At 64.5% G+C, this 24,234-nt stretch carries 24 protein-coding genes; 6 read left to right on the forward strand and 18 right to left on the reverse strand.

Annotated elements, in window-relative coordinates:
• Positions 1-76 precede the first annotated feature (76 nt).
• Complete coding sequence (radC, locus tag CN97_RS13425) at positions 77-877, forward strand: RadC family protein (RefSeq protein WP_407059736.1); 801 nt, start codon at positions 77-79, stop codon at positions 875-877.
• 879 nt (positions 878-1,756) lie between these two features.
• Here radC and CN97_RS13430 read toward each other — a convergent pair.
• The 6 genes from CN97_RS13430 to CN97_RS13455 form a co-directional block, all read right to left on the reverse strand.
• Positions 1,757-2,506 (reverse strand): DUF1045 domain-containing protein, encoded by a 750-nt coding sequence (locus CN97_RS13430; protein WP_084684170.1) that lies wholly within the window; start codon positions 2,504-2,506, stop codon positions 1,757-1,759.
• Positions 2,507-2,531: 25 nt separating this feature from the next.
• A complete protein-coding gene (locus CN97_RS13435) occupies positions 2,532-4,310 on the reverse strand; it encodes a hypothetical protein (protein ID WP_140418205.1) in 1,779 nt (592 codons plus the stop codon).
• Positions 4,307-5,176: a flagellar motor stator protein MotA gene (gene motA / locus CN97_RS13440; RefSeq protein ID WP_035712397.1), complete on the reverse strand. Its 870-nt coding sequence runs from the start codon at positions 5,174-5,176 to the stop codon at positions 4,307-4,309. Before motA ends, CN97_RS13435 begins: the two co-directional genes overlap by 4 nt.
• A 66-nt stretch (positions 5,177-5,242) precedes the next feature.
• The gene (locus CN97_RS13445; protein ID WP_035712400.1) at positions 5,243-5,788 is read right to left on the reverse strand and encodes a MotE family protein; all 546 of its coding nucleotides are present in this window, start codon (positions 5,786-5,788) and stop codon (positions 5,243-5,245) included.
• Positions 5,785-6,138 carry a hypothetical protein gene (locus CN97_RS13450; protein WP_035712401.1) on the reverse strand — a complete coding sequence of 118 codons (354 nt, stop codon included), beginning with the start codon at positions 6,136-6,138 and terminating at the stop codon, positions 5,785-5,787. Before CN97_RS13450 ends, CN97_RS13445 begins: the two co-directional genes overlap by 4 nt.
• 10 nt (positions 6,139-6,148) lie before the next feature.
• Positions 6,149-6,619 carry a flagellar basal body-associated FliL family protein gene (locus CN97_RS13455; RefSeq protein WP_035712403.1) on the reverse strand — a complete coding sequence of 157 codons (471 nt, stop codon included), beginning with the start codon at positions 6,617-6,619 and terminating at the stop codon, positions 6,149-6,151.
• 108 nt (positions 6,620-6,727) lie between these two features.
• Here CN97_RS13455 and fliF point away from each other — a divergent pair, with 108 nt between their 5' ends.
• From fliF to CN97_RS13480, 5 genes are all read left to right on the forward strand, one after another.
• Positions 6,728-8,272, forward strand: coding sequence for a flagellar basal-body MS-ring/collar protein FliF (fliF, locus tag CN97_RS13460; RefSeq protein WP_035712406.1), 1,545 nt, complete (start codon positions 6,728-6,730; stop codon positions 8,270-8,272).
• The gene (locus CN97_RS13465; RefSeq protein WP_051911246.1) at positions 8,269-8,847 is read left to right on the forward strand and encodes a FliH/SctL family protein; all 579 of its coding nucleotides are present in this window, start codon (positions 8,269-8,271) and stop codon (positions 8,845-8,847) included. Before fliF ends, CN97_RS13465 begins: the two co-directional genes overlap by 4 nt.
• Positions 8,840-9,115: a FliM/FliN family flagellar motor switch protein gene (locus CN97_RS13470; protein WP_035712408.1), complete on the forward strand. Its 276-nt coding sequence runs from the start codon at positions 8,840-8,842 to the stop codon at positions 9,113-9,115. The genes CN97_RS13465 and CN97_RS13470 overlap by 8 nt, the downstream gene beginning before the upstream one ends.
• Positions 9,096-9,839 (forward strand): flagellar type III secretion system pore protein FliP, encoded by a 744-nt coding sequence (locus CN97_RS13475; RefSeq protein WP_084684171.1) that lies wholly within the window; start codon positions 9,096-9,098, stop codon positions 9,837-9,839. The genes CN97_RS13470 and CN97_RS13475 overlap by 20 nt, the downstream gene beginning before the upstream one ends.
• A 75-nt stretch (positions 9,840-9,914) precedes the next feature.
• A complete protein-coding gene (locus tag CN97_RS13480) occupies positions 9,915-10,667 on the forward strand; it encodes an SDR family NAD(P)-dependent oxidoreductase (RefSeq protein WP_035712409.1) in 753 nt (250 codons plus the stop codon).
• Here CN97_RS13480 and CN97_RS13485 read toward each other — a convergent pair.
• The 12 genes from CN97_RS13485 to CN97_RS13535 all read right to left on the reverse strand — a co-directional run bounded on the left by CN97_RS13485 (position 10,656) and on the right by CN97_RS13535 (position 24,212).
• Entirely contained in the window at positions 10,656-11,330 is a 675-nt protein-coding gene (locus tag CN97_RS13485) for an acylneuraminate cytidylyltransferase family protein (protein ID WP_035712411.1), read from the reverse strand. The genes CN97_RS13480 and CN97_RS13485 overlap by 12 nt on opposite strands.
• Positions 11,327-12,667, reverse strand: coding sequence for a 3-deoxy-D-manno-octulosonic acid transferase (locus CN97_RS13490; RefSeq protein WP_035712414.1), 1,341 nt, complete (start codon positions 12,665-12,667; stop codon positions 11,327-11,329). The genes CN97_RS13485 and CN97_RS13490 overlap by 4 nt, the downstream gene beginning before the upstream one ends.
• Positions 12,664-13,938, reverse strand: coding sequence for a 3-deoxy-D-manno-octulosonic acid transferase (locus CN97_RS13495; RefSeq protein WP_035712416.1), 1,275 nt, complete (start codon positions 13,936-13,938; stop codon positions 12,664-12,666). Before CN97_RS13495 ends, CN97_RS13490 begins: the two co-directional genes overlap by 4 nt.
• A gap of 13 nt (positions 13,939-13,951) precedes the next feature.
• Positions 13,952-15,070, reverse strand: coding sequence for a UDP-N-acetylglucosamine 2-epimerase (gene neuC, locus CN97_RS13500; RefSeq protein WP_035712419.1), 1,119 nt, complete (start codon positions 15,068-15,070; stop codon positions 13,952-13,954).
• Positions 15,067-16,173, reverse strand: a complete 1,107-nt coding sequence (locus CN97_RS19935; RefSeq protein WP_051911247.1) for a rhamnan synthesis F family protein — start codon at positions 16,171-16,173, stop codon at positions 15,067-15,069. The genes neuC and CN97_RS19935 overlap by 4 nt, the downstream gene beginning before the upstream one ends.
• Before the next feature lie 135 nt (positions 16,174-16,308).
• Positions 16,309-17,088 carry a glycosyltransferase family 25 protein gene (locus CN97_RS13510; protein ID WP_035712422.1) on the reverse strand — a complete coding sequence of 260 codons (780 nt, stop codon included), beginning with the start codon at positions 17,086-17,088 and terminating at the stop codon, positions 16,309-16,311.
• Positions 17,085-18,113, reverse strand: a complete 1,029-nt coding sequence (locus CN97_RS13515; RefSeq protein WP_035712424.1) for an N-acetylneuraminate synthase family protein — start codon at positions 18,111-18,113, stop codon at positions 17,085-17,087. Before CN97_RS13515 ends, CN97_RS13510 begins: the two co-directional genes overlap by 4 nt.
• Before the next feature lie 139 nt (positions 18,114-18,252).
• On the reverse strand, positions 18,253-20,658 hold the full coding sequence (gene pheT, locus CN97_RS13520; protein ID WP_035712425.1) for a phenylalanine--tRNA ligase subunit beta: 2,406 nt from the start codon (positions 20,656-20,658) through the stop codon (positions 18,253-18,255).
• Positions 20,655-21,074 (reverse strand): hypothetical protein, encoded by a 420-nt coding sequence (locus CN97_RS20705; RefSeq protein ID WP_131389582.1) that lies wholly within the window; start codon positions 21,072-21,074, stop codon positions 20,655-20,657. Before CN97_RS20705 ends, pheT begins: the two co-directional genes overlap by 4 nt.
• Complete coding sequence (gene pheS, locus CN97_RS13525) at positions 21,071-22,153, reverse strand: phenylalanine--tRNA ligase subunit alpha (RefSeq protein WP_051911248.1); 1,083 nt, start codon at positions 22,151-22,153, stop codon at positions 21,071-21,073. The genes CN97_RS20705 and pheS overlap by 4 nt, the downstream gene beginning before the upstream one ends.
• Before the next feature lie 88 nt (positions 22,154-22,241).
• Positions 22,242-23,744 carry a tripartite tricarboxylate transporter permease gene (locus CN97_RS13530; RefSeq protein ID WP_035712428.1) on the reverse strand — a complete coding sequence of 501 codons (1,503 nt, stop codon included), beginning with the start codon at positions 23,742-23,744 and terminating at the stop codon, positions 22,242-22,244.
• Between the two features lie 9 nt (positions 23,745-23,753).
• A complete protein-coding gene (locus CN97_RS13535; RefSeq protein ID WP_035712430.1) occupies positions 23,754-24,212 on the reverse strand; it encodes a tripartite tricarboxylate transporter TctB family protein in 459 nt (152 codons plus the stop codon).
• Between the last annotated feature and the right edge of the window lie 22 nt (positions 24,213-24,234).

Raw genomic sequence — 24,234 nt, forward strand, 5'->3', positions numbered from 1 at the left:
CGGTATTCCTGCTCTCGCGCAAGCTGATCGGCAGAAAGTACGTTTTTCTGAGGAAGCGCTTCGGGGTCTGGCAGAGCTGGACGCCCGGAGCGCTCCACCCGATGCCTGGGCGCAGCCGCACGCTCCTGCTTACCGCAAGTCAGATCGCCTGAAACCTGACGTTGCCGCGGGAGGGGGGCTTGTCAGGGATGAGTCCGGCGCGCAGCGTCCTCATTACTGGGGACATCGCGAACGGCTCCGGACGCGCTTCCTCGACGGCGGGCCGATAGGAATGCCGGAATATGAACTGTTGGAGCTGCTGCTTTTCAACGCCATCCCGCGCATTGATGTAAAACCGCTCGCAAAACGCCTTCTTGCCGCTTTCGGTGATCTAAACGGTGTTATCGCCGCTTCGGAGCACCGCATAATGCAGGTGGAGGGGGCCGATCGCTGGGTCTGGCTGCAACTCCGTCTTGTTGATGCCTTCGCGCAGCGCATGGCGCAAACGCGCGTCCTGCAGAGGGAGGTCGTCTCCTCATGGGATGCCCTGGTGACCTACTGCCGGACCTGTATGGCGCACCGGGAGACAGAGCAGTTCCGCGTGTTGTTTCTTGATCGCAAGAATGCGGTGATCGCCGATGAAGCGCTTGGACAGGGTACTATCGGACATGTGCCCGTCTATCCGCGTGAAGTGGCAAAGCGCGCGCTCGAACTCGCGGCGAGCGCCGTCATTCTGGTTCATAACCATCCCTCGGGCGACCCAACGCCAAGCGACGATGACGTTCTGATGACGGAACGTGTCATCGCGGCCTGCGAGGCAATCGACGTCTCCGTGCATGACCACCTCATCGTCGGTAAACATGCGGAGACGTCCTTCAGGACAATGGGATTGATCTGAGGGGGTGTGGCCTCGGGTGCGAGCTTTCCGGGAGAACGCATCAAGCTTTGCTCCCGTGGGATAATCCACGGGTCAAACTCGCTGATGCTATTAGTGCCGGCTGACGTTCAGCGCCGCCGGCGCTTCCATCGGGCGTCCTTGATCTGCACAGCATGGCGTTGTGGGAAGGGCCCCTCGTCGAAAAGGAGTTGAATCCTTGTTTGGCTTGACCCTGATCAGCTTCGCGCGACCACGGGCCTGACAAGAAGCCGACCGAAATGGATCACCGCGCGCGTCTAGGCTTCAAGACGGATATCGCCGCGGTAGCCAGCGACCTGGATCAAGCCATTCAAGCCGTTGAGCATTTCAGCATGCTGGCGGTCCAGGTTAGTCAAACCTGAGATTTACTACGGAAATTCACTGGCTTCGCCTCAATTAGCATCGGTAGCCGCCGACCCGCCACGACCATGCCCGGCGCCACAGCGCGCGTCAGGCCCATCCTCGCGGCATTGCAACACCTCACCGGTGCCGATCTGCCAGGACCATCACCGCTGGCGCAGCGTCTTCAGCCGGAAGACAAGAGGGAACAATCGCCAATGGCCCATGTCCGGAATGGGGCACGTTGTCGGCCATATCCTGACGGGAAGCCCGGCCAGCAGCGCCGCGGTAGTAGTTCATTCTGAAATGTCGTGGGGTTTGCTTGTCGTCACGCCGAACGGGCTTGCGGACTCTCGGACAAGATCCGTGCTTTACGTCGTCAGGGTAACGCCCTTTTCCGGTCAGCTTTCCCCATTGTGCAGCGGCTGACAATCTGATCCCGATGATCTGCTGCCACCGCTCCCGCCCGCTGGCAGGGGTCATCCTCTCGATCAGCGCGGTTTTCACAGAAAATCATTCATATCAGCTAGATATAGAATTGGCTGGCGCTGTCAGCGGATAGCCCTTGAGGACTTCAAATTTTCCATCTGGTCTTTGACCAAAGAGATAGATGTGATCAATGATCAGCGGCTCCGGCAGAAGGGGCGCAATGTATGGTTCGAGTTCCTCGATCACCGCTCTCGCAGCAGTCTCCGGCAATCTTCCGGTGAGCGTGAGATGAAATCGAAAGTCATCGCCGACATAAGGGTAACCCCAGTCAACGAGTTTCCGACGCTGCTGCGGTGAGAGCGTTTCGGGTTTACGACGCGCGATTTCGGCCTCGGTCAGCGGCGCCCTGAAATCGTCAAAATACTCGACAACCGTCATGGCGAATCTGTTGAGCTCGGCAACATCTCCCTTCGGTCTGAGTGCAACAAATCCCGACAGCTGACTAAAATCCAGACCCTCCAGCCTGACGGCTGCCTGCCCTTGCGCAAACCTTTGTAATTCCGCCTCGAGCTCCGCGCGATTTCGCCCTTCGGCCATACGAAAGGGCGCTTTCAACGTAGCGTGGAACCCATAACGCCGGGGTTCCTCCGTGATCTGCGGCCATCCAAGCGGCCGGCCCGCCAGAGCGGGTGGCAGGGCTTCTAGGGATGTCCAAGGATTCCATCCCAGCCACGCTGCCGCAAAGTCGGTGAGGGGACCGGGTGGTGATGTCCAATAAAGGGCGTATCGCGTATGTTCTGTCATAGTCTTTGAGTATAGCACCGAGTTTTCGGCAGTCCGCATCCTCTAAGGTCTTGGCGTATCACTTTCATGACCCGCTCGCTGGGTCATTCAGGATCAGAACGAGATCGCGGCGGAAAGCCCTGCTTTCTTCGAGCAATGCCCCGGCCCGCGAAAGGCTGAGGGCGGGCTGGGCCGCGGGGGGCTCTGCTGGCGCGGGAACCATGGCCGGCGTCCCTGCCCTGCCCGGCGCTATCTCGCTCCGGCCGAAACCAAGCGCAGCCACCCGCTCCTCCACCCCGGCCTGCACCGAAATCGGCAGATCGGGCGCGGCGAGCCGGGGGCCGAGCGCAAAGCGCAGAAAGGTCACGTCATCGGCGATCCGCAGCAGAAGCATTGCCAGCGTCTCTTCCGTGTCGCGCCGCAACGAGGCCGGCAAGCGGTCGAAAGCGCCATATGCCCCGTCGAAATCGCCCGTGGACGCGAGCGCAAGGACCTCCGCACGCGCCAATCTATCTCCCAGCTCGGCACCGCGAAGCTCCATCGCAAGGGCAGCGGCCTGGACGGCGCGCTCATGTTCCACCGGCTCTCCGCGCCCGACGCGTCCTTCAATAAGCAGGGCAAGGGCTTCTGCCCCAAGCACCCCCGAAGTGCGTGAGGTCGGGGAGAGGGTGGGGGACTCCCTTCCCTCTCGGGCGATCAGCCCGTCTGCAAGCGCAACGGACGGCCCCTCTTCGTTTCGGGCCATGGCGGCACGCACCGAAAGCGCCGCCTCATCGTCATCCCGGGCAAGAAACCGTTCAACCAGCCTGGGGCCAAGCAGGTCGCGTTGAAACGGGGCGAGCCGCGAAAAACTGCGCAGCACGGCACCCCTGTTCACCTCCCGGCCCGGCCCAAGGCCAGGGTCCGCAAGAAGGGCCCAAAGCGATGTCCACCCGTCACAGACCGCCATTCCCGCAAGCGGGCCGGTCTCTCGCGGGATCTCGCCATCGACGAGCGCGGCAAGCGGTGAAAGCCACTCCCGGTCGGTTATGAGATCGGGGTTGAGCTGCATTTCCGCCAGCGCTTCGTGTCCAAAGCCCATGGCAAGGTAGTACCGCACGAGAGCATTCAGCGCCTCTATGCTGGGCCGATCGAACTCCCCAACCAGTTCTGAGCGCAATTTGCCCAGCGTCTCAGCAAACGGTTTCTCCTTGGCCCAGGTCGTAGGATCAAGGAGTTCAGGGGCAGGACATGCGGACAGCCCGATAGGCGCGGGCCCATCGTCACGAACATCCCTGTCAAATGCAGTGATAACGGCGAGGCCGGGGGCTTCACTGTCTGCCGTCGAGGTTTCGGCTGTGGCAGGAGTGCCATCAAGCTCCACCAAGCCCTGATCCACCGCCCTCATCAGCTCTGCGCCGATCAGCGAACGCATGTTCGCCAGTGGCTGATCTGGCGCGAGCGGCAGCGGCAGCGCAGGCGGTGGGCGGAGCGGAAGCGGAAGGCGCGGCGGAACGACCGCCACGGGCATTTCCGGCGGGGGACCATCCGACACGTCGAGCACGATGAGCCCGGGTCGCATCTCCGTCGCGACAGCATGGCAGTCGCAGCCGAGCGACAGATGGAGCCCTTCGGGCGTCTTGCGGATATCGGCGATCCTGCGTCGCGGAATCAGATCGAACACACGGCTGATGTCGAGCGCGGGCTTCGCCGCCATGTCGAGCCGGTACCCCTCCTCGTCCCGCATGAGCGACCATGCAGAGGGTTGCCGGAGGGCGATGACGATCCTGCTGAATGTCTCGTGCTCCCCGGAGCGCACACGGATCGACTGGGCGGAGGCAAGGCAAGGCAGCAAAAGCAGGACGGCAAGCAGTATGCGCATCACGCCACCTCCGGCTTCAGTTCGCGCAGCGCCCCCTCCAGCATGGCGAAGGACGGGCGAACCGCATGTGGCGCATTCTGCCGCCCGACCTCGACGCATATGTTGGCCGCATGATTGTGAAGGTTGGCGACCAGAACCTCCCGAATCAGACGGTGGAACTGGGCATCCTCCTCCGTCACTGCCTTCAGCCGTGCAGCGAGCGGCCCGACGATGCCGTAAGCAAGGAATACGCCAAGGAACGTGCCGACAAGCGCGCCCCCGATCAGCTTGCCCAGCACCTCCGGCGGCTGGTCGATCGAGGCCATCGTCTTGATGACGCCCAGCACCGCCGCGACGATGCCCAGCGCAGGCAGCCCATCGGCCATCGTCTGGAGGGCATGGCTGGTGTGAAGGGCGTGATGCAGGCTCGCCTCCATCCGCTTTTCCAGAATCTCCTCCACCTGGTGGGGGTCGTCATAATTCATGGCGGCGGAGCGGAGCGTGTCGCAGATCAGGTCCACCGCTTCATGATCGGCGACGATCCGGGGATAGCGTGCGAAGATGGAAGAGCTTTCCGGCGCCTCCACATGCTCTTCGAGCGCGACCGGATTCTGACGCCCCAGGCGCACGAGTTCGAACAGCAGGCAAAGAAGATCCTGATAGTCGCTCTGACGCCATTTCGGGCCCTTGAAGGCGCGGGCGATATCCCGGACCGTTGCCTTCACCAGCGCCATGTCGCTCGACAGCAGGAAGGCGCCGCAGGCCGCGCCGAGTATCATTGCCATCTCATAGGGAAGCGAATGAAGGATGATCGACATCTTGCCGCCTGCGAGGATGTAGCCGCCAAATACCATGACGAAGATCACAGCGATCCCGATGATGCCGAGCATTCCAGAAGCCTCCATTCCAGCGTCATTCCCACCTTAGAGCACGCAGGTTAATATTCGCTTTCGACGTCACTCGACCGGCGCAAGCGCGTTGCGGCCTGCGAGCAGGACGCTGAACGAATAGGCCGTGCGGGGGCTCAGTCCCGCCATGAGGGCGGCGGCTGCCTCCGGGCGCATGCGGGCGATGAATCCGGCTGCGAAATCAGGTTCCATTTCCTCAAAGAGCAGCGCGGCCTCCTTGGGCTTCATGGCCTCGTAGACAGCGGTCAACCTTGCAAGGTCCGTCTCGCTCGCCTGGCGTGAGGCGGCGATTCGTGCATCGAGGCTTTGTTCTGCCGCCTCAAGCCGGGCGAGTTGCTGGCGAACTTCCGTCTCCGCACGGTCGAGCGCCTCCTTGCGAGCGGCAAGCCCGCGCTCGGTCTCCACGACGCGGGCTTCGCGATCGCGGAGATTTGCCAGAAGCTCTGCTGCACCGGGCAGTGAGGTGCAGGATGTTTCCATCATCGCGGGCGAAGCCTCCAGCGCCAGCGCGCTGCCACCCCAGCCAGCAAGGCGGATCACCGCGGAAGCGAGGAGCATCGCCGCGGCGAGGGAAAGCGGGCCGGGGCGTTTCATTCCGCAGCCATGAGGATGTCGTCCCTCCGTTGGCGGAGGCGAAGGCGGCGGCGCTGCGGCTTCGGCGCGGGCAGATCGTGCATCGCGGCCAGAACGACCTCCAGCCGCCGGGTTGCCGCCTCCGCGCGCCCCGTCACCTCCTCCAGCGAACGCTCCGAGGCTCCCGCCGTCTCGCGCGCGGTCGCGACGGCTTTCGTCAGCTCATCGACTTGCGCGGACAGAAGGGCGACGGCGCCCCCCATTCCGCCCTCCAGCTGAGAAAAGCGCTTCAGACGGCGGGAGAGCACGAAACAATAGAGGCCAGCGCCAAAAGCGCCTGTCGCCAGCAACAGATCGGCGATGAAATCCATGCCCGTCTCCTCAGTTTATGACAAATTCCGAAACGAGCAGGTCCCTTACACGACCTTCGCCCGCGACGATCTGAACACGGCGCAGCATCTGGGCGCGCAGCGTCATCAGCATGGCGGGCTGCTCCAGCCGCTCCGGCTCCACCGCGCGGAGATAGCCGTTCAGCACGTCGCGAATGCGCGGCATCACCAGCGCGACCTCCCCCGCATCTGCGCGTCTCACCTCCAGATCGGCGGCGAATCGCAGATGGCGGCCCGCCATTCCCGGCCCGAGCGACAGGACGAGCGGGGGAATGGTCACATAGGCGATATCGCCCAAGCCGCTCTCCGGCGTCTTGGGAGAGAATGCCGGTATCAACCCAGTCCGTGCAGCCATGAACCCGCCGCCTGCCAAAGCGATCGCCAGCACCCCGGCGAGAATCAGCCCTCGCTTGCCCCCCTTCCGGGTTGCATCTTCCGTCCCTTGCTCGGCCGCGTCCGACATATTGCCTCCGAATCTGCACCACATCGTCTTAGCGGAAGCCGACTAACGCTTTCTTAAGGCTGCGAATGCAAAACCAGAGTCACGCAGACCGGATGAGGGAGAATCGCCGTGCAGCAGATCGTGGCCATCTGGAATGGGCTGACACTGGTGCGTCGTGTCGCAGTGGGAGCAGCCACGCTCGCCATGTTCGCGGCCATACTCCTGATGGCGCGCGGGGTGGCCAGCCCGCGAATGACCCTGCTCTATTCCGGGCTGGAGCCGGCAGCGGCGGGACAGGTTGTGAATGCGCTGGCCCAGCGCGGGATCACCCATGACGTGCGGGGCGACGCGATCTATGTGCCCGAGCAGGCCCGCGACCAGCTTCGCATGGCCCTCGCCGCCGAGGGGATGCCCGCGAACAGTGGCGGAGGCTATGAAATACTTGATTCGCTCTCCGGCTTCGGGACGACATCGCAGATGTTCGACGCGGCCTACTGGCGCGCCCGGGAGGGGGAGCTGGCCCGGACCATTCTGTCAAGCAACGGCATCCGGGCGGCACGTGTGCATATTGCCACCGCCCGCGCCCAGCCCTTCCGGCAGGACATGCCGCCTACGGCCTCCGTCACGGTCACTACCTCAGGGAAGCCGCTCGCCGCGGATCAGGCGCGGGCCATGCGGTTTCTGGTGTCCTCCGCAGTGCCGGGAATGCTCCCCGAGGCGGTCTCGGTCATCGACAGCCAGCGCGGGTTGATCCTCTCCGGCGTGGAGCCTCCCGGAGCGGGACCGATGGCGGAGCGGACAGAGACTTTGCGCCATAACATCCTGAGGCTTCTGGAAGCCCGGCTGGGTCCGGGCCGGGCCGTTGCGGAAGTCAGCCTCGACATCGCCAATGAGCGTGAAACCATCACCGAACGGCGGATCGACCCCGCCTCCCGCATCGCGGTCAGCCATGATGCCGAAGAAACGACGGCGAGTTCCTCCGAGAGTCCCGGCGCGCCTGTGGGCGTGGCCAGCAACCTGCCCGACGGCGAGGCCAAGGCGGAAGGCGGCAGTTCCCGCAATCAGGACAGCCGATCACGAGAGCGCACGAATTTCGACTTCTCCCAGACAGAACGCGCGGTCGAGCGCGCGCCGGGAGCGCTACGCCGGCTGACAGTCGCGGTTCTGGTCGACGGCGTTCAGGTTCCAGGGGCCGACGGCACGACGACATGGCAGCCGCTGCCAGAGACCGAGATCGCCGCCCTTCGCGATCTGGTCGCATCCACGGTCGGATATGATGAGGCGAGAGGCGATGTGATCACGCTGAAATCCATGCCGTTTCAGCCGGTCGACACGCCGGAGATGGCTGATGAGAAGGGACTTCTCTCAGGGCTCGATGCCGCCACACTGGTGAAACCTGCGCTCCTTGGCCTCTTCGCCCTTCTCATCGGGCTGTTCGTCATCCGACCGATTTTCACCGGCGCGAGAAAGGCCGGCCGTGAGCTGGACGACAGTCGGCCCGTGCGCATACTCCCGGCGGGAGAGACGCTGGATGGCACTGGTCTCCCTGCCCCCGCCGAGATTTCACAGCCCGAAGAACCCGTTCACCGCCTGCGACGGCTCATCGCAGAGCGTCAGGACGAAACGGTCGAGATTCTCAGAGGCTGGCTTGAAGACCGCAAGGAGCGCGTATGAAACCCCTCGCCCTCACATTGGAGAACTTCGCCACATTCCCGCAACTGGCCGAGGAAGACGCCTTGAAGGCCCAGGCCTGCGCCTATGACGAGGGCTTCGCCGCGGGATGGGAGGAAGCCGTGGCGGCGGAGGTGTCGGAGCGCGCGCGGCTCCGCACGGATCTGGATGCACGACTCCAGGATCTGTCCCTCACTTGGCAGGAGGCGCGGGATCACGCCCTCAGCGCGCTCTCTCCGGTGCTGGAGGCGCTGGTCGCAAAAGTCCTGCCCACGGTGGCGCAGACAATGGTTGCGGAGCTGATCCTCGAACATTTCGCGCCGATCGCCAGACAGGCCACACAGAAGCCGGTGGCGCTTGCCGTTTGCCCCGAGGATGTCGCAGCGCTTCAGGCGCGGCTGCAGGATCACGACGACCTGCCCTTCCAGATCGTCGCCGACGACACCCTCCTGCCCGGCCAGTGCGTCCTGCGCTCCGCGGCGGAGACGCTCTTCGATCTCGACGGCCTGACCCAGAGGCTGACCGAGGAAATCCGCAATCATTACCCCCAAAGCCCGGAGCTTCGCGCCCATGGATGACAAGATTTTTCCCGAGCAGCGCCTGTTTGGACAGATCCCCATCGAGATCACCGTTTCGGTCGGAAAGGCGCGTCCGCTGGTGCGCGACCTGCTCCGGCTCCAGCAGGATACCGTGCTGCCGCTGGACCGGCGCGTCGACGACCTCGTGGAGCTTTACGTGGGCGAGCGGCTGATCGCGCGCGGTGAGCTTCAGGAGCTTGAAGGCGATCAGGCCGGTCAACTCGCCGTCAAGCTGACGGAGGTCATCGATGTGGCGGGGGGCGCCTGATCCGGGACGACTGATAATCTGGACAACGGGACTTACCCTGTTCGCGGGGGCGGCCTTCGCGCAAGAGGGCCTGATTCCGGCGGACGGAGCCTCGCTCGCCGGGCGAGCGGTGCAGCTCATCGCGGTCATCACGCTTCTGGGACTGGTGCCAGGCCTGGCGGTCACGGTGACCTGCTTTCCCTTCATCGTCACGGTGCTTTCCATCCTTCGGCAGGCCATCGGCCTGCAGCAGGCGCCACCAAACATGCTCATGGTGACGCTGGCGCTTTTCCTGAGCTGGTTTGTCATGGACCCTGTCCTGACGCAGGCATGGGAAACCGGAATCGGCCCGCTCTCCCGCGGGGAAACGACAGTGGAGGCAGCACTTCCCCATATCATTGGTCCGTTTCAGGGTTTCATGGCCCAGCGCGTGAACCCGTCCACCCTGGCGGAGCTGGCGGCGATCCGCGCTCCGGGACTGCCGCCTCCCGCCGCGATGGAAGCGCCCCTGTCCTTGCTTGTGCCGAGCTTTCTGCTGAGCGAGATCGCCCGCGCCTTCCAGATCGGCTTCGTGATCTTTCTGCCGTTCCTGATCATCGACCTCGTCGTTTCGGCGGTGCTCATGTCGATGGGGATGATGATGGTTCCGCCCGCAATCGTTTCCCTGCCATTCAAGCTGGCGTTCTTCGTGGTCGCTGACGGGTGGACTCTCATCTCCGGCGCCCTGGTGCGCAGTTACATGTAGCGGTTTGATGCTCAGGGCTGGAAAAATCGTCCGACAATCGCGATGATGGGAGGAGAACCGCGAAAGGGATAAGGGATGTTCGAGGATCTGAAGGGCAAAACCGCACTGGTCACAGGTGCGTCGGGCGGGCTTGGCGCACATTTCGCCGAGCTTCTTGCAGGTGCCGGAGCGCATGTCATCGTTGCAGCCCGCCGCGCGGCAGCACTGGAGGCGCTGTGCGAGCGTATCGCTGCCGCCGGGGGCAAGGCTGAGGCCGTCTCCCTCGATGTCACCGAACCGGAGGCCATAACGGAATGCTTCACCAACCTCTCCCTCGCACCGCACATCGTCGTCAATAACGCTGGCATCAGCCTGCCCGGCCCTGCGCTGGACATCACCGCAGAGGACTGGGACCGTGTCGTCGACACCAATCTGCGTGGCGTGTTTCTCGTGGCGCAGGCCGCGGCGCGGCGGATGCGGCAGGCGAAGCAGGGGGGATCCATCATAAACGTAGCCTCGATTCTGGGTGTCCGCGTTGCGGGGGCTGTCGCCTCCTATGCCGCATCCAAAGCCGGGGTGGTTCAGCTCTCCTCGGCGCTCGCACTCGAATGGGCGCGTTACGGTATCCGGGTGAACGCGCTTTGCCCGGGATATTTTGAAACCGAAATGAATCGGGACTTCTTCGCCTCTCCGCCCGGAGAGGCGTTGATCAAGCGGATACCACAGCGCAGGCTGGGCCGGATGGAGGATCTGGACGGACCGCTGCTGCTGCTGGCCTCGGACGCGGGAGCCTATGTTACGGGTGCCGCCATTCCGGTGGACGGCGGGCATCTCGTTTCATCGCTGTGAGCGGCTGAGCGCAGCCTCAGCACGCTCGAAATCGGCGAGCGTGTCGATATCCATCGACCGCTCCGCCGGCATCGGTACCATTCCGATCCGATCCGTCGCCAGACCGCCATTCTCCCGCAACCAGTCGGCGGAAAAGACATAGACGGCCCCATTGGGCCGCCAGACCAGCGGAAGCTGCTGGCGGTTCATGAAGCAATATTCCGGCCGGGCGACAGGCACGAAGCGATCACCGTCGGCAAGACCGTATTTCAGGATGGTCGAAGGCGCCTCCGTCACCGACATGACGAGGTCGAACCCCCCCTGCCTCCAGACGTCCACACCGCGCCTGATGTCCTCCACCTGCCGGAGGGGCGAGGTGGCCTGCAGCAGTACCACAAGCGCAGAGCCCATATCGCCCAGCGCGTGAAGCAATACCGGATCCATCGGCACACCATCGCCCGCAAGCACTTCGGGCCGGGCGATCACGCGCATCCCGGGCTGTGGCTGCGCCAGAATCTCCGCAATATCGGTGGAGACGATGACCTCCTCCGCGCCCGCTGCGAGACCCTGATCCACCGCGCGACGGTAGAGCGGCACCCCCCCGAGCGGCCGGACGTTCTTGCCCGGCAGCCCCTTGGAACCGCCCCGGACGGGCACGATGGCGATAAGCGGCAAATCGGTCATGGTGTGGTGTCCAGCAGAGGTTCGAGGATGGCCATGCTGCGCGCCGTCGCGCCGCTGTGGTCGGCGAAGAAGCTTTCTGTCCGGCCCGATATGGCGGCAAGCGCGGCGGGGTCCAGCAGCAGATCGCCCATGACCTGTGCCAGATCGGGGATCGTCGGGCAGATGCGCAGCACGCCTGCTGCCTCCGCCTCCCGGCCCGGATATTCGATCGTCCAGACATGCGGCCCGACGAGCACCGGCTTGCGCAGGGCGAGCGGTTCGATCACGTTATGCGCCCCCTTCTCCACATAGCCACCGCCCACCACGGCCAGATCGGAAAGCGCGAGGTAGAAATACATCTCCCCCAGCGAGTCACCGAGCAGGATATCGGCCTCCGCCAATCGCGGATCGGCAAGGGCAAGGTCCGCGTCAAAGGCATGCGAGCGGCGCAGGACGCGCTGGCCGGATGCTTCCAGCATATCGCCCACCTGCCCGAACCGCTCCGGCGCGCGAGGGATATGGATGAAAAGCGGCGGGACCCGCCCTGCTGCGCGGAACCGCTCCTGCACCAGACGATAGGCGGCGAGATACTGCTCATCCTCCCCCTCCACCACGCTGGCCAGCGCCACGACATGCCGCCCGCGAAGCACCGCGCCCTCCGGCGTGGCGAGAAGCCGGGCGGCAGCCTCGGTCAGACGCGCGGGAATGGGTTGATCGAAGCGCAGCTCCCCCACGACATGCACGTTGGGCGCACCGAGGGCACGGAACCGCTCTGCCATGATCCGCGACTTGGCCAGAACACCGGCCACGCCGCGAACGGGATGGCCGATCCAGGGCAGCCAGCGACGGGCGCGCGCGAAGCTCCGCTCCGGTATCTGGCTGTTGGCGAGCCAGAGCGGAACGCCTGCCAGACGGGCCTCATCGATCATCACGGGCCAGATCTCGATCTCCATCGCGAGACCGAGGCGCGGGCGATAGTTGCCGAAGAAGCGGCGCCATGCGCCCGCAAGCTCCAGCGGCAGATAGCGCACGGCGACATCGCCCGCGGCGATTTCCGGGCCGAAGGCGGCCTCGCTGCCCCGCCGGCCCGCCGGGGTCAGATGGGTGATGAGGACCCTCTCTCCCCGGTCGAGAAAGGCGCGGATCAGCGGAACCGCGGAGCGGAGTTCGCCGAGCGATACCGCATGGACCCAGACCGTTGCCCCAAACGGCGCGCCCTGACCGAAGCGCTCCTCCATATGCTCCAGATAGGCCGGATCCTTGCGCCCCCGCCGCCGGAAGTAGTCCCGCACGAACGGGAGGGCAGGATACCACACCGCCCGGTAGAGGCGGAGGGCGAGGCGCTGGCGCAGGGTCATGGCGCCCCCATCATCGCGATGAGTTGCTGGGCTGTCCGGTCAAGCTGCGCCTCTCCCCGTTCCGCCAGTGCAGCGGCGCGGGGCCGCATCGCAAGCGTCGCGGGATCGGAAAGCGCCGCAGCCATCGCTTCGGCATGAACGGTCAGCCGCGCCGCCCCCGCCCGTTCGAAGGCCTCGTAGTCCTCCTCAAAGTTCCACACGTTGGGCCCGTGCAGGATCGCGCAGTCCAGCCGCGCCGCCTCATAGGGGTTGTGACCGCCGACCGCCGCGATGGAGCCGCCAATGAAGGCCGTATCGGCCACCCGATACCACAGGCCAAGCTGACCGATCCGCTGCACCACATAGACCTCCGCCCGGCCGGGCAAGCGGTTGTCCGCGGGAAGCAGCTCCGCCGGCAGACCGGCTGCCCGGCATGTGGCGATCACCTCCGGCGCCCGCTCCGGGGCGCGGGGCGCGACGACCAGAACCGCGCCGGTGTCGCGCTGAAGAAGCCTCTGGTGCGCTTCGATCACCGCGCCTTCGTCGCCGGAATGTGTGGAGGCTGCCAGCCAGACGCGCCGACCGGCAAGGTCGTTTTCCACCGCATGACGGTTTTCCGGCTGATCCCCGAGCGGTGGCGCCGCCGATTTCAGCGAGCCGGTGACCTGAATGCGCGACGGCTCCCCGCCAAAGGCGGCGAAATGGCGAGCGCTCTCCTCCTCCTGCGCCCCGATGAAGGCGAAGCGGGTGTAGAGATCAGAGAACAGCGCCCGCGCCCGCGCCTTCTGCCGAAAGGAGGCCGCGCTCATCTTGCCGTTGACGATGGCCAGCGGAATATCCCGCCGCGCGATCTCCCAGATGAAAGCCGGCCAGACGTCACGCTCCGCCCAGACGGAGAGGTCGGGCCGCCAGTGATCCAGGAATGCGCGTACGAAAGGCAGAGCGTCGAGAGGCAAATATTGGTGGATCGCCCCAGCGGGCAGGTTTCTTTCGATCGCCTCCGCCGATGTGCGGGAGGAGGAGGTGAGCAGCACCGTCACATCGGGCCGGAGCGCTCGGACGCGGTTGACCAGCCCCGGCAGCGCCAGAAGCTCCCCGACGCCCACGGCGTGCATCCATACGAGCGCGCCCTCCGGGCGGAGCACGTCGGTCTCTCCCAGCTTCTCGCGCCAGCGGGCCGCATCCTCCTTACCACGGGCAAGGCGCTTCTTCAGATGGCGCCGCGCCAGCGGGGCCACGAGCGCGGAGGCGGCGAGATAGCCCCGCAGGGCAAGGCCGGTGTGATGCGCCACGCCCTTCCCCCGATCAGCCAAGGTCGCGGAAGGCCTTCTGGAAGCCGCGCGCCCAGAAGCTCTCGTCATTCAGGATGGCCACGAAGCGATCCGCCGCGCGGCCTTCCCCGAAGGCCGTATCCGGCGGAAACCGGCGCCCCCATTCGGTGGTGAGAAAGCCGAGAATGGCCGCCCGATCCGCAGGCGTATGGACGATGGAGGGCGCTTCCGACCGGTTGGTCTGCCGCGTGCCGATATCGAGCGACGGAATGCCGAGAAACGGCGCCTCCCGCACGCCCGCCGATGAATTGCCCACCAGACAGGCCGCATTCTTCATGAGTTCGGAGAAATAGGCGAAGCGCATGGAGGGGATGCGCCGGAAGCGCTCCGCCGGAAGCCGGTCGATGGCGCGGAAGATATCCTCCGACCCCGGATCGTTATTGGGCAGGATGACCACGAAATTGCGCTGCGACTCCGCCAATGCTCCGAACAGCGTCTCGGCCTGCAGGCCGATCGTCGCGGCTTCGGAGGTGACGGGATGGAACACCGCGATCCCGTAATCGGCGAAGTGAATGTCGTATCGCGCCTTCACCTCCGCCAATGTCACGCCGGAGGGCGCGCCGTGCTTGTCGAGTTCGGGCGAGCCGATGACATAGATCGCCTCCGGCGCCTCCCCCAGCGCCATGACCCGCGCCTTTGCCTGCTCCGAGGAGACGAAATGGCACCAGGCGAGCTTGGTATTGCAGTGGCGAAAGATCTCGTCGATCGTCCCAGACACCTCTCCGCCTTCGATATGGGCGCAGCGGACGTAATTCGTGGCACAGACCAGCGCGCAGGCCAGCGCCTCCACCCGGTCACCGTGGACGATGACCAGATCGGGCCGGTGCTCCGCCAGGAAATCGGAAAAGCCGACAACGGTCTTGGCAAGGATCATGTCCTGTGGGTCGCTCTCCCGCTGGTTCAGGAACTCGAACACCTCGACACCGGCGAGACGATGCACCTCGATCTTCGTGCGCCCGTAGCGGTCCATCATATGCATACCGGTCACGAAGAAGGAGACGCGGAAGCCCGCATCCTGCGCCGCGACGGCGAGGGGTTCGAGCTTGCCGAAATCGGCGCGCGTGCCGGTGACGAAGAGGAGTGAGCGGGTCATGGTCTGCCCTCTGGCACGGAAGCCCGGATCTCGGCAAGCATGACCGGCAACGGCGGGGCCAGATCCCCCGCCGCGACCGCGCGGAGATACTGCCGCCGCATCTCCACCGTCTGCGCCCGGTTGCGTTTCTTCATGAACGACAGCCCGAAAAGCACCGCGGCCCCCCAATGGAACGTGTCGTGATAGGTGCCGCCCGCAGAAGCGCGCCGGATATGGTCCCGCGCCCTGTCACGAAAGGCATCTCCATCAGGCAGCGCGAGAATCGCATCCCGCTCCTGCGCGAGCGCATCTTCCGAATAGGCGGCGTAATCGAGCGTCTTTCGGAGCCATCCGTCATCCGCCGTCGCGACATGGTCCAGGAAGGCCTGCCGCGAGGCAAGCCCGGAGGGGGCAAAGCCGCCTGCGAACATCGCCTGAGAAAAACCCTTCTCGCCCCGCTGGAGCACCTTCCGCTTGGTGGACGACATCAGGTAATCACGCCAGTAGTCCCGGAAGGCCGCACTCCGCCGCGCCGCGCGCGAGACGAGGAAGAAGTAGCTTTCGTAATGGGAGCGATGGACGCGATTTCCCTTCAACTCATACATCGCGCCCAGAAAGGGGCTGCCGGACGCCTCCATCCGCGCGATCATCGTCTCATCCTCGCGTAGCGGGAACCAGATACTGTCGTTGAGGATGAGCAGCCATTCCGGGTCCAGCCCCTGTTCTTCCAGCACTCTCAGCCCGTCGCGATAGCCGCCGAAATCATACCCGAAGTTCGGGCGCTCCATGACGAAGGCCGAACGGGCGAGAACATCCGCCGCATCCGCCTGCAGGGCGGCATTGGAGATCACCAGCGGCACATAGCCCCGTCCGAGCAGGTGATCGAGCATCGCGAGGGTCGAAGGCGCGATCCCCGCAGGCTGATAGAGCAGCACCAGCGCCACCCGGTCGCCGGCCCTCTGTGCGCCCTCCCGGAGCAGTACCGCCTTCGAGAACCGCGCGTCATATCGACGGGTCGCTGAGCGATCGGGCAGGACGCTCAACGCATCGGTCACCTGATGACGCAGCCGGTTGATCTCCCGCAGCGCCTTGCCGCGCCAGCCCAGTCCCGATTTCAAAGCCATGCGTTCCCTCAAACGGACGCGCTCCGGTACATTTATTATCTGGCGTACAATGGGGAGCGCATTGATCCTTTTAATTCACACCGCCTGGGATGAACTTCCGTTTCCAGGTGTGGTATGTGTTGCCAAGCAACACGCTTAAAGCTGCCGCCCGCATCGGGGCCACAGATACCCCTTTTTCAGCAACCACCAGCCGCGACGAAAGTAATTGGCGGCTTTCAGTCGATAATAGGGAAGGCGCTGATACCATTTCAGCCGTGTCACATCCGCGAAACCGGAGCCGGTGATAAGGCTTTGCCCACCATCGTCCACATGGCTCGGGAAAGGTTCCAGCCCAAACAGCCGATAGTCGTGAACGAAGAAGCGGTTGATCTCATGATCCGTGGCCCGCGTGATCGGGATCATTTCCGGGCGAAGGCGCTCGATCACCTCCCGCTTCACCAGATATGCTCCAGTGCCGGTCGCGGGACCGAGATAGGCGTTGACGTGATAAGGCCCGATCTTGCCTTGGCAGATAGGCATCTTGGCACGGATCCGGTTGAGCTTCAGGATGTCCCACGCACCGTCATGCGCCAGCGCCAGATCAACGGCGGAAAGGAAATCGTCGTGGAACACGACGTCATCCTCAAGGATCAGCGCGACCTTCTTGTCCGAGGCGAGAAACTCCCCCCAGACACCCAGATGCGAATGATAGCAGCCGATCCCGCCCATCAGAATCCTGCGCCCGAGGTTGCGCTCGAACTGCTCCAGATCGACGGTCTTCAGAAGCTCCTCCGCCCGCGCCTTGCCATCTACACCGTCGAAAACGGTATAGGGCAGGTCCATCCGGGCAAGCTGCGCCTCCATCTTCCGCCGCCGCTCCACCGCGCGAGGCAGGTTGATGAGCCAGCAGCCCATATCGGCGCGGGTCAGGCTCATGCGAGGTCCGTCCGTTTCAGTTGCGTATTGCGGGTGACAGCGCGGGTCAGCCGCTTGCCAACCACGCTGTCGAATTCATAGGCCGGAATTTCTCCGGAGCCGGGGCGGCGGGCCCAGATGTCAGCCTCCGCGATGACATGGCCTTCTGGAAGGTCGCGATCTGCCACGACGCTGCCACGCGCGAAGGCGTAGACGGATTCCTCCGCCTGCGTACGCTCCTTCGGGTTGTTGGCAGCGATCCAGATTTCGCGGGACCGGTCGATGAGGAAGCGCAGTTCCGCCGGATCCATGGAGTTGATGATGTCCGGCCCGATGCGATAGCGCGTATCGGTATAGTGCCGCTCCAGGATGCAGGCACCGAGGGCGACGGAGGCCAGGGCCATTTCCGGCCCGATGGAATGGTCGGAAAAACCGACCACCGCCTTCGGAAAGGCCGTGCGCAACTCCGTCACGCCCTTCAGGGACACGATCTCCGCCGGGGAGGGATAGAGGTTTGTGCATTCGAGGAGCGCGTAGTCGATCCCCGCGTCGTCAAGTATCCGCACAGAGGCGCTGACGGATTGGATCGTCTGCATGCCGGTGGACATGATGACCGGCTTGCCGAAACGGGCGATGTGGCGGATGAGCGGCAGGTTGTCTGCCTCGCCGGAGCCGATCTTGAAGGCGGGTACGCCGATATCATGCAGGAAATCGGCGGCCGCGCGGGAGAAGGGCGTGGAGAGATAGATCATCCCCAGCCCCTCGGTATAGTCCTTGAGCGCGATCTCGTCCTCACGGCTCAGGGCATTGCGCTCCATCACCTCCCAGATCGAGACATCGGCATTGGGCGGGAAGATGGACTTAGCCTCCTCCGTCATCTCGTCTTCGATGATGTGCGTCTGATGCTTGATGCATTCGCAGCCCGAAGCGGCGGCGAGGCGCACCATCTCCCTGGCGACGGCGAGACTGCCGCCGTGGTTGATCCCGATCTCCGCGATCACCAGCGGCGGTTGGTCGGGTCCGATCTCACGGTGGGCGATTTTCATTGCATCATCCGGGCTTGTTGCACGGGTCAGATGTGCGTCATCCCACGCCGGTCTTCAAGGCTGCGCGGCATCCCGGCCCGTCTTGTGGGCCGGAATGCCGCCGTGTCCCGCCCCTTCCGCATGGCGAGGGGCGGCAGTTTCAGCTGCGAAGCGCGCCGCCGGTGGCCTTGGCCACCTTTTCGACGATCTTGGCGGAAACGGCGGAGATTTCCTCCTCCGTCAGGGTGCGGTCCCTGGGCTGGAGACGGACGGTGATGGCAAGGCTTTTCTTGCCCGCCCCCATCTGCGCCTCCGCCTTCTCGCCGGAGAATTCATCGAAGACGCGCACCTCCTCGATCAGCGCCTTGTCCGCGCCCTGGGCGGCGTTGACGAGTGTCAGAGCCTCCACCGTGCTGTCGATCACGAAGGCGAAGTCGCGCTCCACCGCCTGAAGGTCCGACAGGATCAGCGCCGGGCGCGTCGTGCCCTTGCCGCGCGGCAGCGGAATGGCGTCCAGATGAACGGTGAAGGCGACTGCCGGACCCTTCACGTCGAAAGCGCGCAGGATCCGGGGATGCACCTCGCCGAAGGTGGCGATGGCGTTCTTGCCAAGCCCGATCCGGCCCGACCGGCCAGGGTGGAAGGCATCGCCCGCGTCGCGGCTGATCTGCACCCGCTGCGGCGCGCCAGCGGCCGAGAGGATCGCCTCCGCGTCCGCCTTGGCGTCATAGACGTCGAAACCGCGCCGGGCGCCGTGCACATCGCGCCCGACAGCCTCACCCACCAGAAGCCCGGTGATCTCCGTCGCCTGTTCGCCCGGCTCGCCCCCCGTGAACACAGGTCCGACCTCGAAGAACGCCAGATCGGCAAAGCCGCGCGCCTGATTGCGGGCCGCAGCCTCCAAAAGACCGGGAAGGAGCGACGGGCGCAGATGCGTCATGGCCGAGGAGATCGGATTGTCCACCCGCGTCGCCGGAGCCGCGCCGCCGAACAGCTTCGCCGCCGCTTCGGAGATGAAGCTGTAGGTCACGCATTCATTGTAGCCAAGCGTCGCCGCCGTGCGCCGCGCCGCACCTTCACGCCGCTGCCGGGGGGAGAGGATCGGCTTCGGCACACCGGCGGATGCCCGCGGCAGGGGTTGGCCCCGCAGCTTGGTGAGGGAGGCGACACGCGCCACTTCCTCCACCAGATCGGCCTCTCCCAGCACATCGGGACGCCAGGAGGGCGGGCTGGCCATGTCGCCTGAGAAGGTGAAGCCGAGCGCCTCCAGCGTGTGCTTCTGCTCCGGCGCCGGGATATCCATACCGACGAGGCTGATGATCCGCTCCGGCTGCCAGCGATAGGCGCGGGCGGTATCCGGAACCGCGCCCGCGACCTGCACCTCCGACGCCTCGCCCCCGCAAAGGTCGAGGATCATGCGCGTCGCAAGCTCCATCCCCTCGATCGTGAAGGCGGGATCGATGCCGCGCTCGAACCGGTAGCGCGCATCCGATATGATCTTGAGCGCACGGCCCGTCGTCGCCGTGCGGATCGGATCGAAATACGCGGCCTCCAGATAAACGGTGACGGTCTCCTCCGTGCAGCCCGAGGCCTCGCCTCCCATGATGCCGCCCAGGCTCTCCACGCCGGCGTCATCGGCGATCACCGTCATGCCGGGCGTCAGGGTGTAGCTCTTACCATCCAGCGCCAGCAGTTCCTCCCCCTCGCGGGCAGAACGCACCGTGAGCATGCCCTTCACCTTGTCCGCGTCGAAGACATGCAGCGGGCGGTTCAGGTCGAAGGTGAAGTAATTGGTTATGTCCACCAGCGCGGAAATGGGCCGCAGACCGATGGCCTTCAATCGCGCCTGCATCCATGCGGGCGAGGGGCCGTTCTTCACCCCCCGGATCACCCGCCCGGCAAAGAGCGGGCAGAAAGGCAGCGTGTTGCTGTCGATGGTGACAGTGATCGGATTCGGAAACGCGCCGGGCACCTTTTCGACGGCCAGCGGCTTCAGCGTTCCGAGGCCGCGCGCGGCAAGGTCGCGCGCCACGCCCCGCACGCCGAGCGCATCGGGGCGGTTCGGGGTGATCTTGATGTGGAACATCGGATCGACCGCACCGGGACGGTTTTCCGCCAGCCAGTCGACGAATTTCTCGCCGACCTCGCCCGAGGGAAGCTCGATGATCCCGTCATGCTCATCCGACAGTTCCAGCTCGCGCTCGGAAGCCATCATACCGTGCGATTCGACGCCGCGGATCTTGCCCACGCCCAGCGTCGTATCGAGCCCCGGCACGTAGTCGCCCGGCTTCACCAGCACGACTGTGATCCCCGCCCGTGCATTCGGCGCGCCGCAGACGATCTGCTTCTCGCCCTCGTCCGTCATCACGCGGCAGACCCGGAGCCGGTCGGCATCGGGATGCTGCTCGGCATGAAGCACCTTCGCCAGCGTGAAGGTTTGCAGCTTGGCGGCGGGGTTCGAAACCTCCTCCACCTCAAGCCCGAGGTCAGTCAACGTCTCGGCGATCTCCTCGACGGTGGCCGTGGTGTCGAGATGGTCTTTCAGCCAGGAGAGGGTGAATTTCATTTTTCTAGTCCTGTAAGTCTAAGCAGCCATGCAGACAACAACGCGGCGACAACGGAAACAAAGATGGTGAGTACGTTTGCGGTGAGTCCATTGATCTGCGCCTGCCACCACGACTTGCTCTTCTCTTCCAAATATTTGACCCCTAGGGGAGTGAGGCTCACGAATCCTCCAAAGAAGTCTTCGCTTCTCCCTATTCTCATCACCTCAAGGGTCAGAAGATTTTGTTGCTTAGCATAGATGATATGGCGATCCCGCTCGCGAAGCTCTGGTCGGTTCTCTCGTTGCCCAATTCCGAATACGCCATCACCTTCCCACGGTTCCAAAGCATAGCGCGAACAGTAGGTTTTTCCGCCGATCTCATCGGAAGCGGCGACCTCTTTGAGCAATCCAAGAAGTGTCTTGGAGTTTATGCTCACCTGCTCAACCCGCCCACAATCCCCGGCACGTCCAGCGCCGCGAAGCCGTAGTGCTTGAGCCAGCGCAGGTCGCTCTCGAAGAACGCGCGCAGGTCGGGGATACCGTATTTCAGCATGGCGATCCGGTCGATGCCCATACCGAAGGCAAAGCCCTGCCATTCGTTCGGGTCGATGCCGCCGGCAGCCAGAACCTTCGGATGGACCATGCCGCTGCCCAGGATTTCGAGCCACGAGTCGCCTTCGCCGATCTTCAACTGACCGCCTTCCCAGGAGCAGCGGATATCGACCTCGGCCGAGGGTTCGGTGAAGGGGAAGTGCGAGGCGCGGAAGCGCAATTCCACGCTGTCCACCTCGAAGAAGGCGCGGCAGAACTCCTCCAGCACCCATTTGAGGTTGGCCATGTTGATGTCGCGGCCGAGCGCCAGCCCTTCGACCTGATGGAACATCGGCGTATGCGTCTGGTCCATGTCCATGCGGTAGACACGGCCGGGGCAAATGACGCGGAGCGGCGCGCCCCGTTCCTGCATCGCGCGGATCTGTACGGGGGAGGTATGAGTGCGCAACACGTTCGGCGGGCGGTTGTCGCCCGGAGCGCGTGCCATGAAGAACGTATCATGCTCCTGCCGGGCGGGGTGTTCCGGGGCGATGTTCAGTGCGTCAAAGTTGTACCAGTCGCTCTCCACCTGCGGGCCTTCCGCCACGGCGAAGCCCATGTCGGCGAAGATGGCGGTGACTTCCTCCGTCACCTGACTGACCGGATGGATCGTGCCCTGCCGGCGCGGGCGTGCGGGCAAGGTGACATCCAGCCACTCTGCCTTCAGCCGGGCATCAAGCGCCGCATCGCCGAGGGCGGTCTTGCGGGCACGAAGCGCGGCGTCGATCTCATCCTTCAGGCGGTTCAGCGCGGCGCCGGTGGTCTGACGCTCCTCCGGGGTCATCCTGCCCAGTTCGCGCATCTTCAGGCTGATCTCGCCTTTCTTGCCCAGCGCGGCAAGGCGGATATCCTCCAGCGACGATTCATCCGACGCTCCGGCGATGCCGTCGAGATACCTGCCCCTCAGTGCGTCCAAACCGTCCATGTCATCTCTCCGGGAAAATCCGGGCCCGTGCTAACACAGGCCCGGCCCCGGGGAAAAGACCCAAGCCCGAAGCGGGCCCGGATCGGGCTCAGTCCTCCACGAACACCTCTTCGCGCTTGCGGCGGATATTGGGCAGGAACAGCACCACCAGCACCGCCAGCGTCAGGAGCAGAAGCGTCAGGCTGATCGGCCGGCTGACGAAGGTCATGGGATCGCCCCGCGACAGGATCATCGCCCGGCGCAGGTTCTCCTCCATCATCGGGCCGAGCACGAAGCCCAGCAGCAGCGGCGCGGGCTCAAACCCCAGCTTGGCCATCACATAGCCGAGCAGACCGAAGGCCGCGACGGCGTAGAGGTCGAAGGTGTTGGAGGCCACGCTGTAGACGCCGATGGAGCAGAAAGCCATGATGATGGGAAAGAGCACGTAATAAGGCACCGTCAACAGCTTCACCCACAGCCCGATCAGCGGCAGGTTCAGGACGACGAGCATCAGATTGCCGATCCACATGGAGGCGATGATGCCCCAGAACAGCGCAGGCTGCTCCGTCGCCACGTTGGGGCCGGGAACGATGCCCTGAATGATCATCGCGCCGATCATCAGCGCCATGACAGGGTTTGCGGGAATCCCCAGTGTAAGCAAGGGGATGAAGGAGGTCTGCGCCCCCGCGTTGTTGGCGGATTCCGGCCCCGCCACACCTTCCAGCGCCCCGTGGCCGAACTCCTCGGGGTTCTTCGCCAGACGTTTTTCCATCGTGTAGGAGGCGAAGGACGCAAGGATCGCGCCGCCCCCCGGGAGAATGCCCAGGACGGAGCCGAGCGCCGTGCCGCGCAACACCGGCGCCACCATGCGCCGGAACTCCTCCCGATTGGGCAGGAGCCTGTCCACGGCCGCGCGCAGGATGGAGCGGCTCCCCTCCGACTCGAGGTTACGCAGGATCTCTGCAATCCCGAAAACGCCCACGGCAAGCGCAACGAAGTTCAGTCCGTCGGCATATTCGCGGACGCCCAGCGTGAAGCGTGGTGTGCCGGTATAGATATCGGTACCCACCAGGCCCAGCAGCAACCCGAGCACCACCATGGCCAGCGCCTTCAGCACAGAGCCATGCGCAAGCGCGATGGACATGACGAGGCCGAGGAGCATCAGCGAAAAATACTCCGCCGCGCCGAAGCGCAGGGCCACGGCGGTAAGCGGCGGTGCAAAGATCGCCACCAGCAGGGTAGAGACGGACCCCGCAAAGAAGGAGCCCAGAGCGGCAATGGCAAGGGCGGTGCCCGCCTTCCCTTTCCGCGCCATCTGATAGCCGTCGATCGCCGTGACGGCAGAGGACGATTCGCCCGGCATGTTGATGAGGATGGCCGTGGTCGAGCCACCGTATTGCGCACCGTAGTAAATGCCCGCCAGCATGATGAGCGAGGAGACGGGTTCCAGCTGGAACGTGATCGGCAGCAGCATGGCGATGGTCGCCGTGGCACCGATTCCCGGCAGCACGCCCACCAGCGTTCCGAGAAGCGCCCCGATCAGGCAGAACAGCAGGTTGGCAGGCGACGATGCTGTGGCAAAGCCCAGGGCGAGGTTTGAGAGCAGATCCATCGTCGGGCCTCAGAACGGGAGCCAGGGGCCGAAGCGCCGGAACGGCAGGCCAAGGGCATAGCTGAACACAAGGGTCGAAAACACGGTGACGGCGACGGCGAGCGCCACGGCACCCAGAGGCCGCATCCGTGTCGAGGCGAAAGACGCGATAAGCGCGGTGAAGAACAAGGCGGGCACGAAGCCCAGCCCCCGCACCGTCAACCCAAAGAAGATCGGCGCAGGCAGGATGAATAACATGCCTCTCCACGCGATCTCACCTATCGGCGCGCCTTTGCTGCGAAAGCCGTCAAAGAAGATGATGAGCCCCAGCAGGCCAAGGACGAGCGACAGAACGAATGGAAAATAACCCGGCCCCATGCGCCGCGATGTTCCAAGCTCCAGGTCGAGCGATTCCAGCGCGAAGAACAAGGCGGTGAGGACCAGCAGTCCGCCGCCGATCAGACTGCTGGCGTTCAGATTACGTGACATTCAGCTCTCCGAATGGGTTGCG

The organism is Haematobacter massiliensis (assembly GCF_000740795.1).
GTDB lineage: Bacteria > Pseudomonadota > Alphaproteobacteria > Rhodobacterales > Rhodobacteraceae > Haematobacter > Haematobacter massiliensis.

Coding starts and splice junctions, on each gene's coding strand:
- CN97_RS13465 (WP_051911246.1), top strand. CDS start 8,269: ATGAAACCCCTCGCCCTCACATTGGAGAACTTCGCCACATTCCCGCAA.
- CN97_RS13515 (WP_035712424.1), bottom strand. CDS start 18,113: ATGAAAATCGCCCACCGTGAGATCGGACCCGACCAACCGCCGCTGGTG.
- CN97_RS13455 (WP_035712403.1), bottom strand. CDS start 6,619: ATGTCGGACGCGGCCGAGCAAGGGACGGAAGATGCAACCCGGAAGGGG.
- CN97_RS13535 (WP_035712430.1), bottom strand. CDS start 24,212: ATGTCACGTAATCTGAACGCCAGCAGTCTGATCGGCGGCGGACTGCTG.
- CN97_RS13490 (WP_035712414.1), bottom strand. CDS start 12,667: ATGACCCTGCGCCAGCGCCTCGCCCTCCGCCTCTACCGGGCGGTGTGG.
- CN97_RS13430 (WP_084684170.1), bottom strand. CDS start 2,506: ATGCGGACTGCCGAAAACTCGGTGCTATACTCAAAGACTATGACAGAA.
- CN97_RS13510 (WP_035712422.1), bottom strand. CDS start 17,088: ATGAGCCTGACCCGCGCCGATATGGGCTGCTGGCTCATCAACCTGCCT.
- CN97_RS13470 (WP_035712408.1), top strand. CDS start 8,840: ATGGATGACAAGATTTTTCCCGAGCAGCGCCTGTTTGGACAGATCCCC.
- pheS (WP_051911248.1), bottom strand. CDS start 22,153: ATGGACGGTTTGGACGCACTGAGGGGCAGGTATCTCGACGGCATCGCC.
- CN97_RS13530 (WP_035712428.1), bottom strand. CDS start 23,744: ATGGATCTGCTCTCAAACCTCGCCCTGGGCTTTGCCACAGCATCGTCG.
- CN97_RS13450 (WP_035712401.1), bottom strand. CDS start 6,138: ATGGATTTCATCGCCGATCTGTTGCTGGCGACAGGCGCTTTTGGCGCT.
- CN97_RS13480 (WP_035712409.1), top strand. CDS start 9,915: ATGTTCGAGGATCTGAAGGGCAAAACCGCACTGGTCACAGGTGCGTCG.
- CN97_RS19935 (WP_051911247.1), bottom strand. CDS start 16,173: ATGGCTTTGAAATCGGGACTGGGCTGGCGCGGCAAGGCGCTGCGGGAG.
- motA (WP_035712397.1), bottom strand. CDS start 5,176: ATGCTCGGCATCATCGGGATCGCTGTGATCTTCGTCATGGTATTTGGC.
- CN97_RS13475 (WP_084684171.1), top strand. CDS start 9,096: ATGTGGCGGGGGGCGCCTGATCCGGGACGACTGATAATCTGGACAACG.
- pheT (WP_035712425.1), bottom strand. CDS start 20,658: ATGAAATTCACCCTCTCCTGGCTGAAAGACCATCTCGACACCACGGCC.
- neuC (WP_035712419.1), bottom strand. CDS start 15,070: ATGACCCGCTCACTCCTCTTCGTCACCGGCACGCGCGCCGATTTCGGC.
- CN97_RS13485 (WP_035712411.1), bottom strand. CDS start 11,330: ATGACCGATTTGCCGCTTATCGCCATCGTGCCCGTCCGGGGCGGTTCC.
- CN97_RS13445 (WP_035712400.1), bottom strand. CDS start 5,788: ATGAAACGCCCCGGCCCGCTTTCCCTCGCCGCGGCGATGCTCCTCGCT.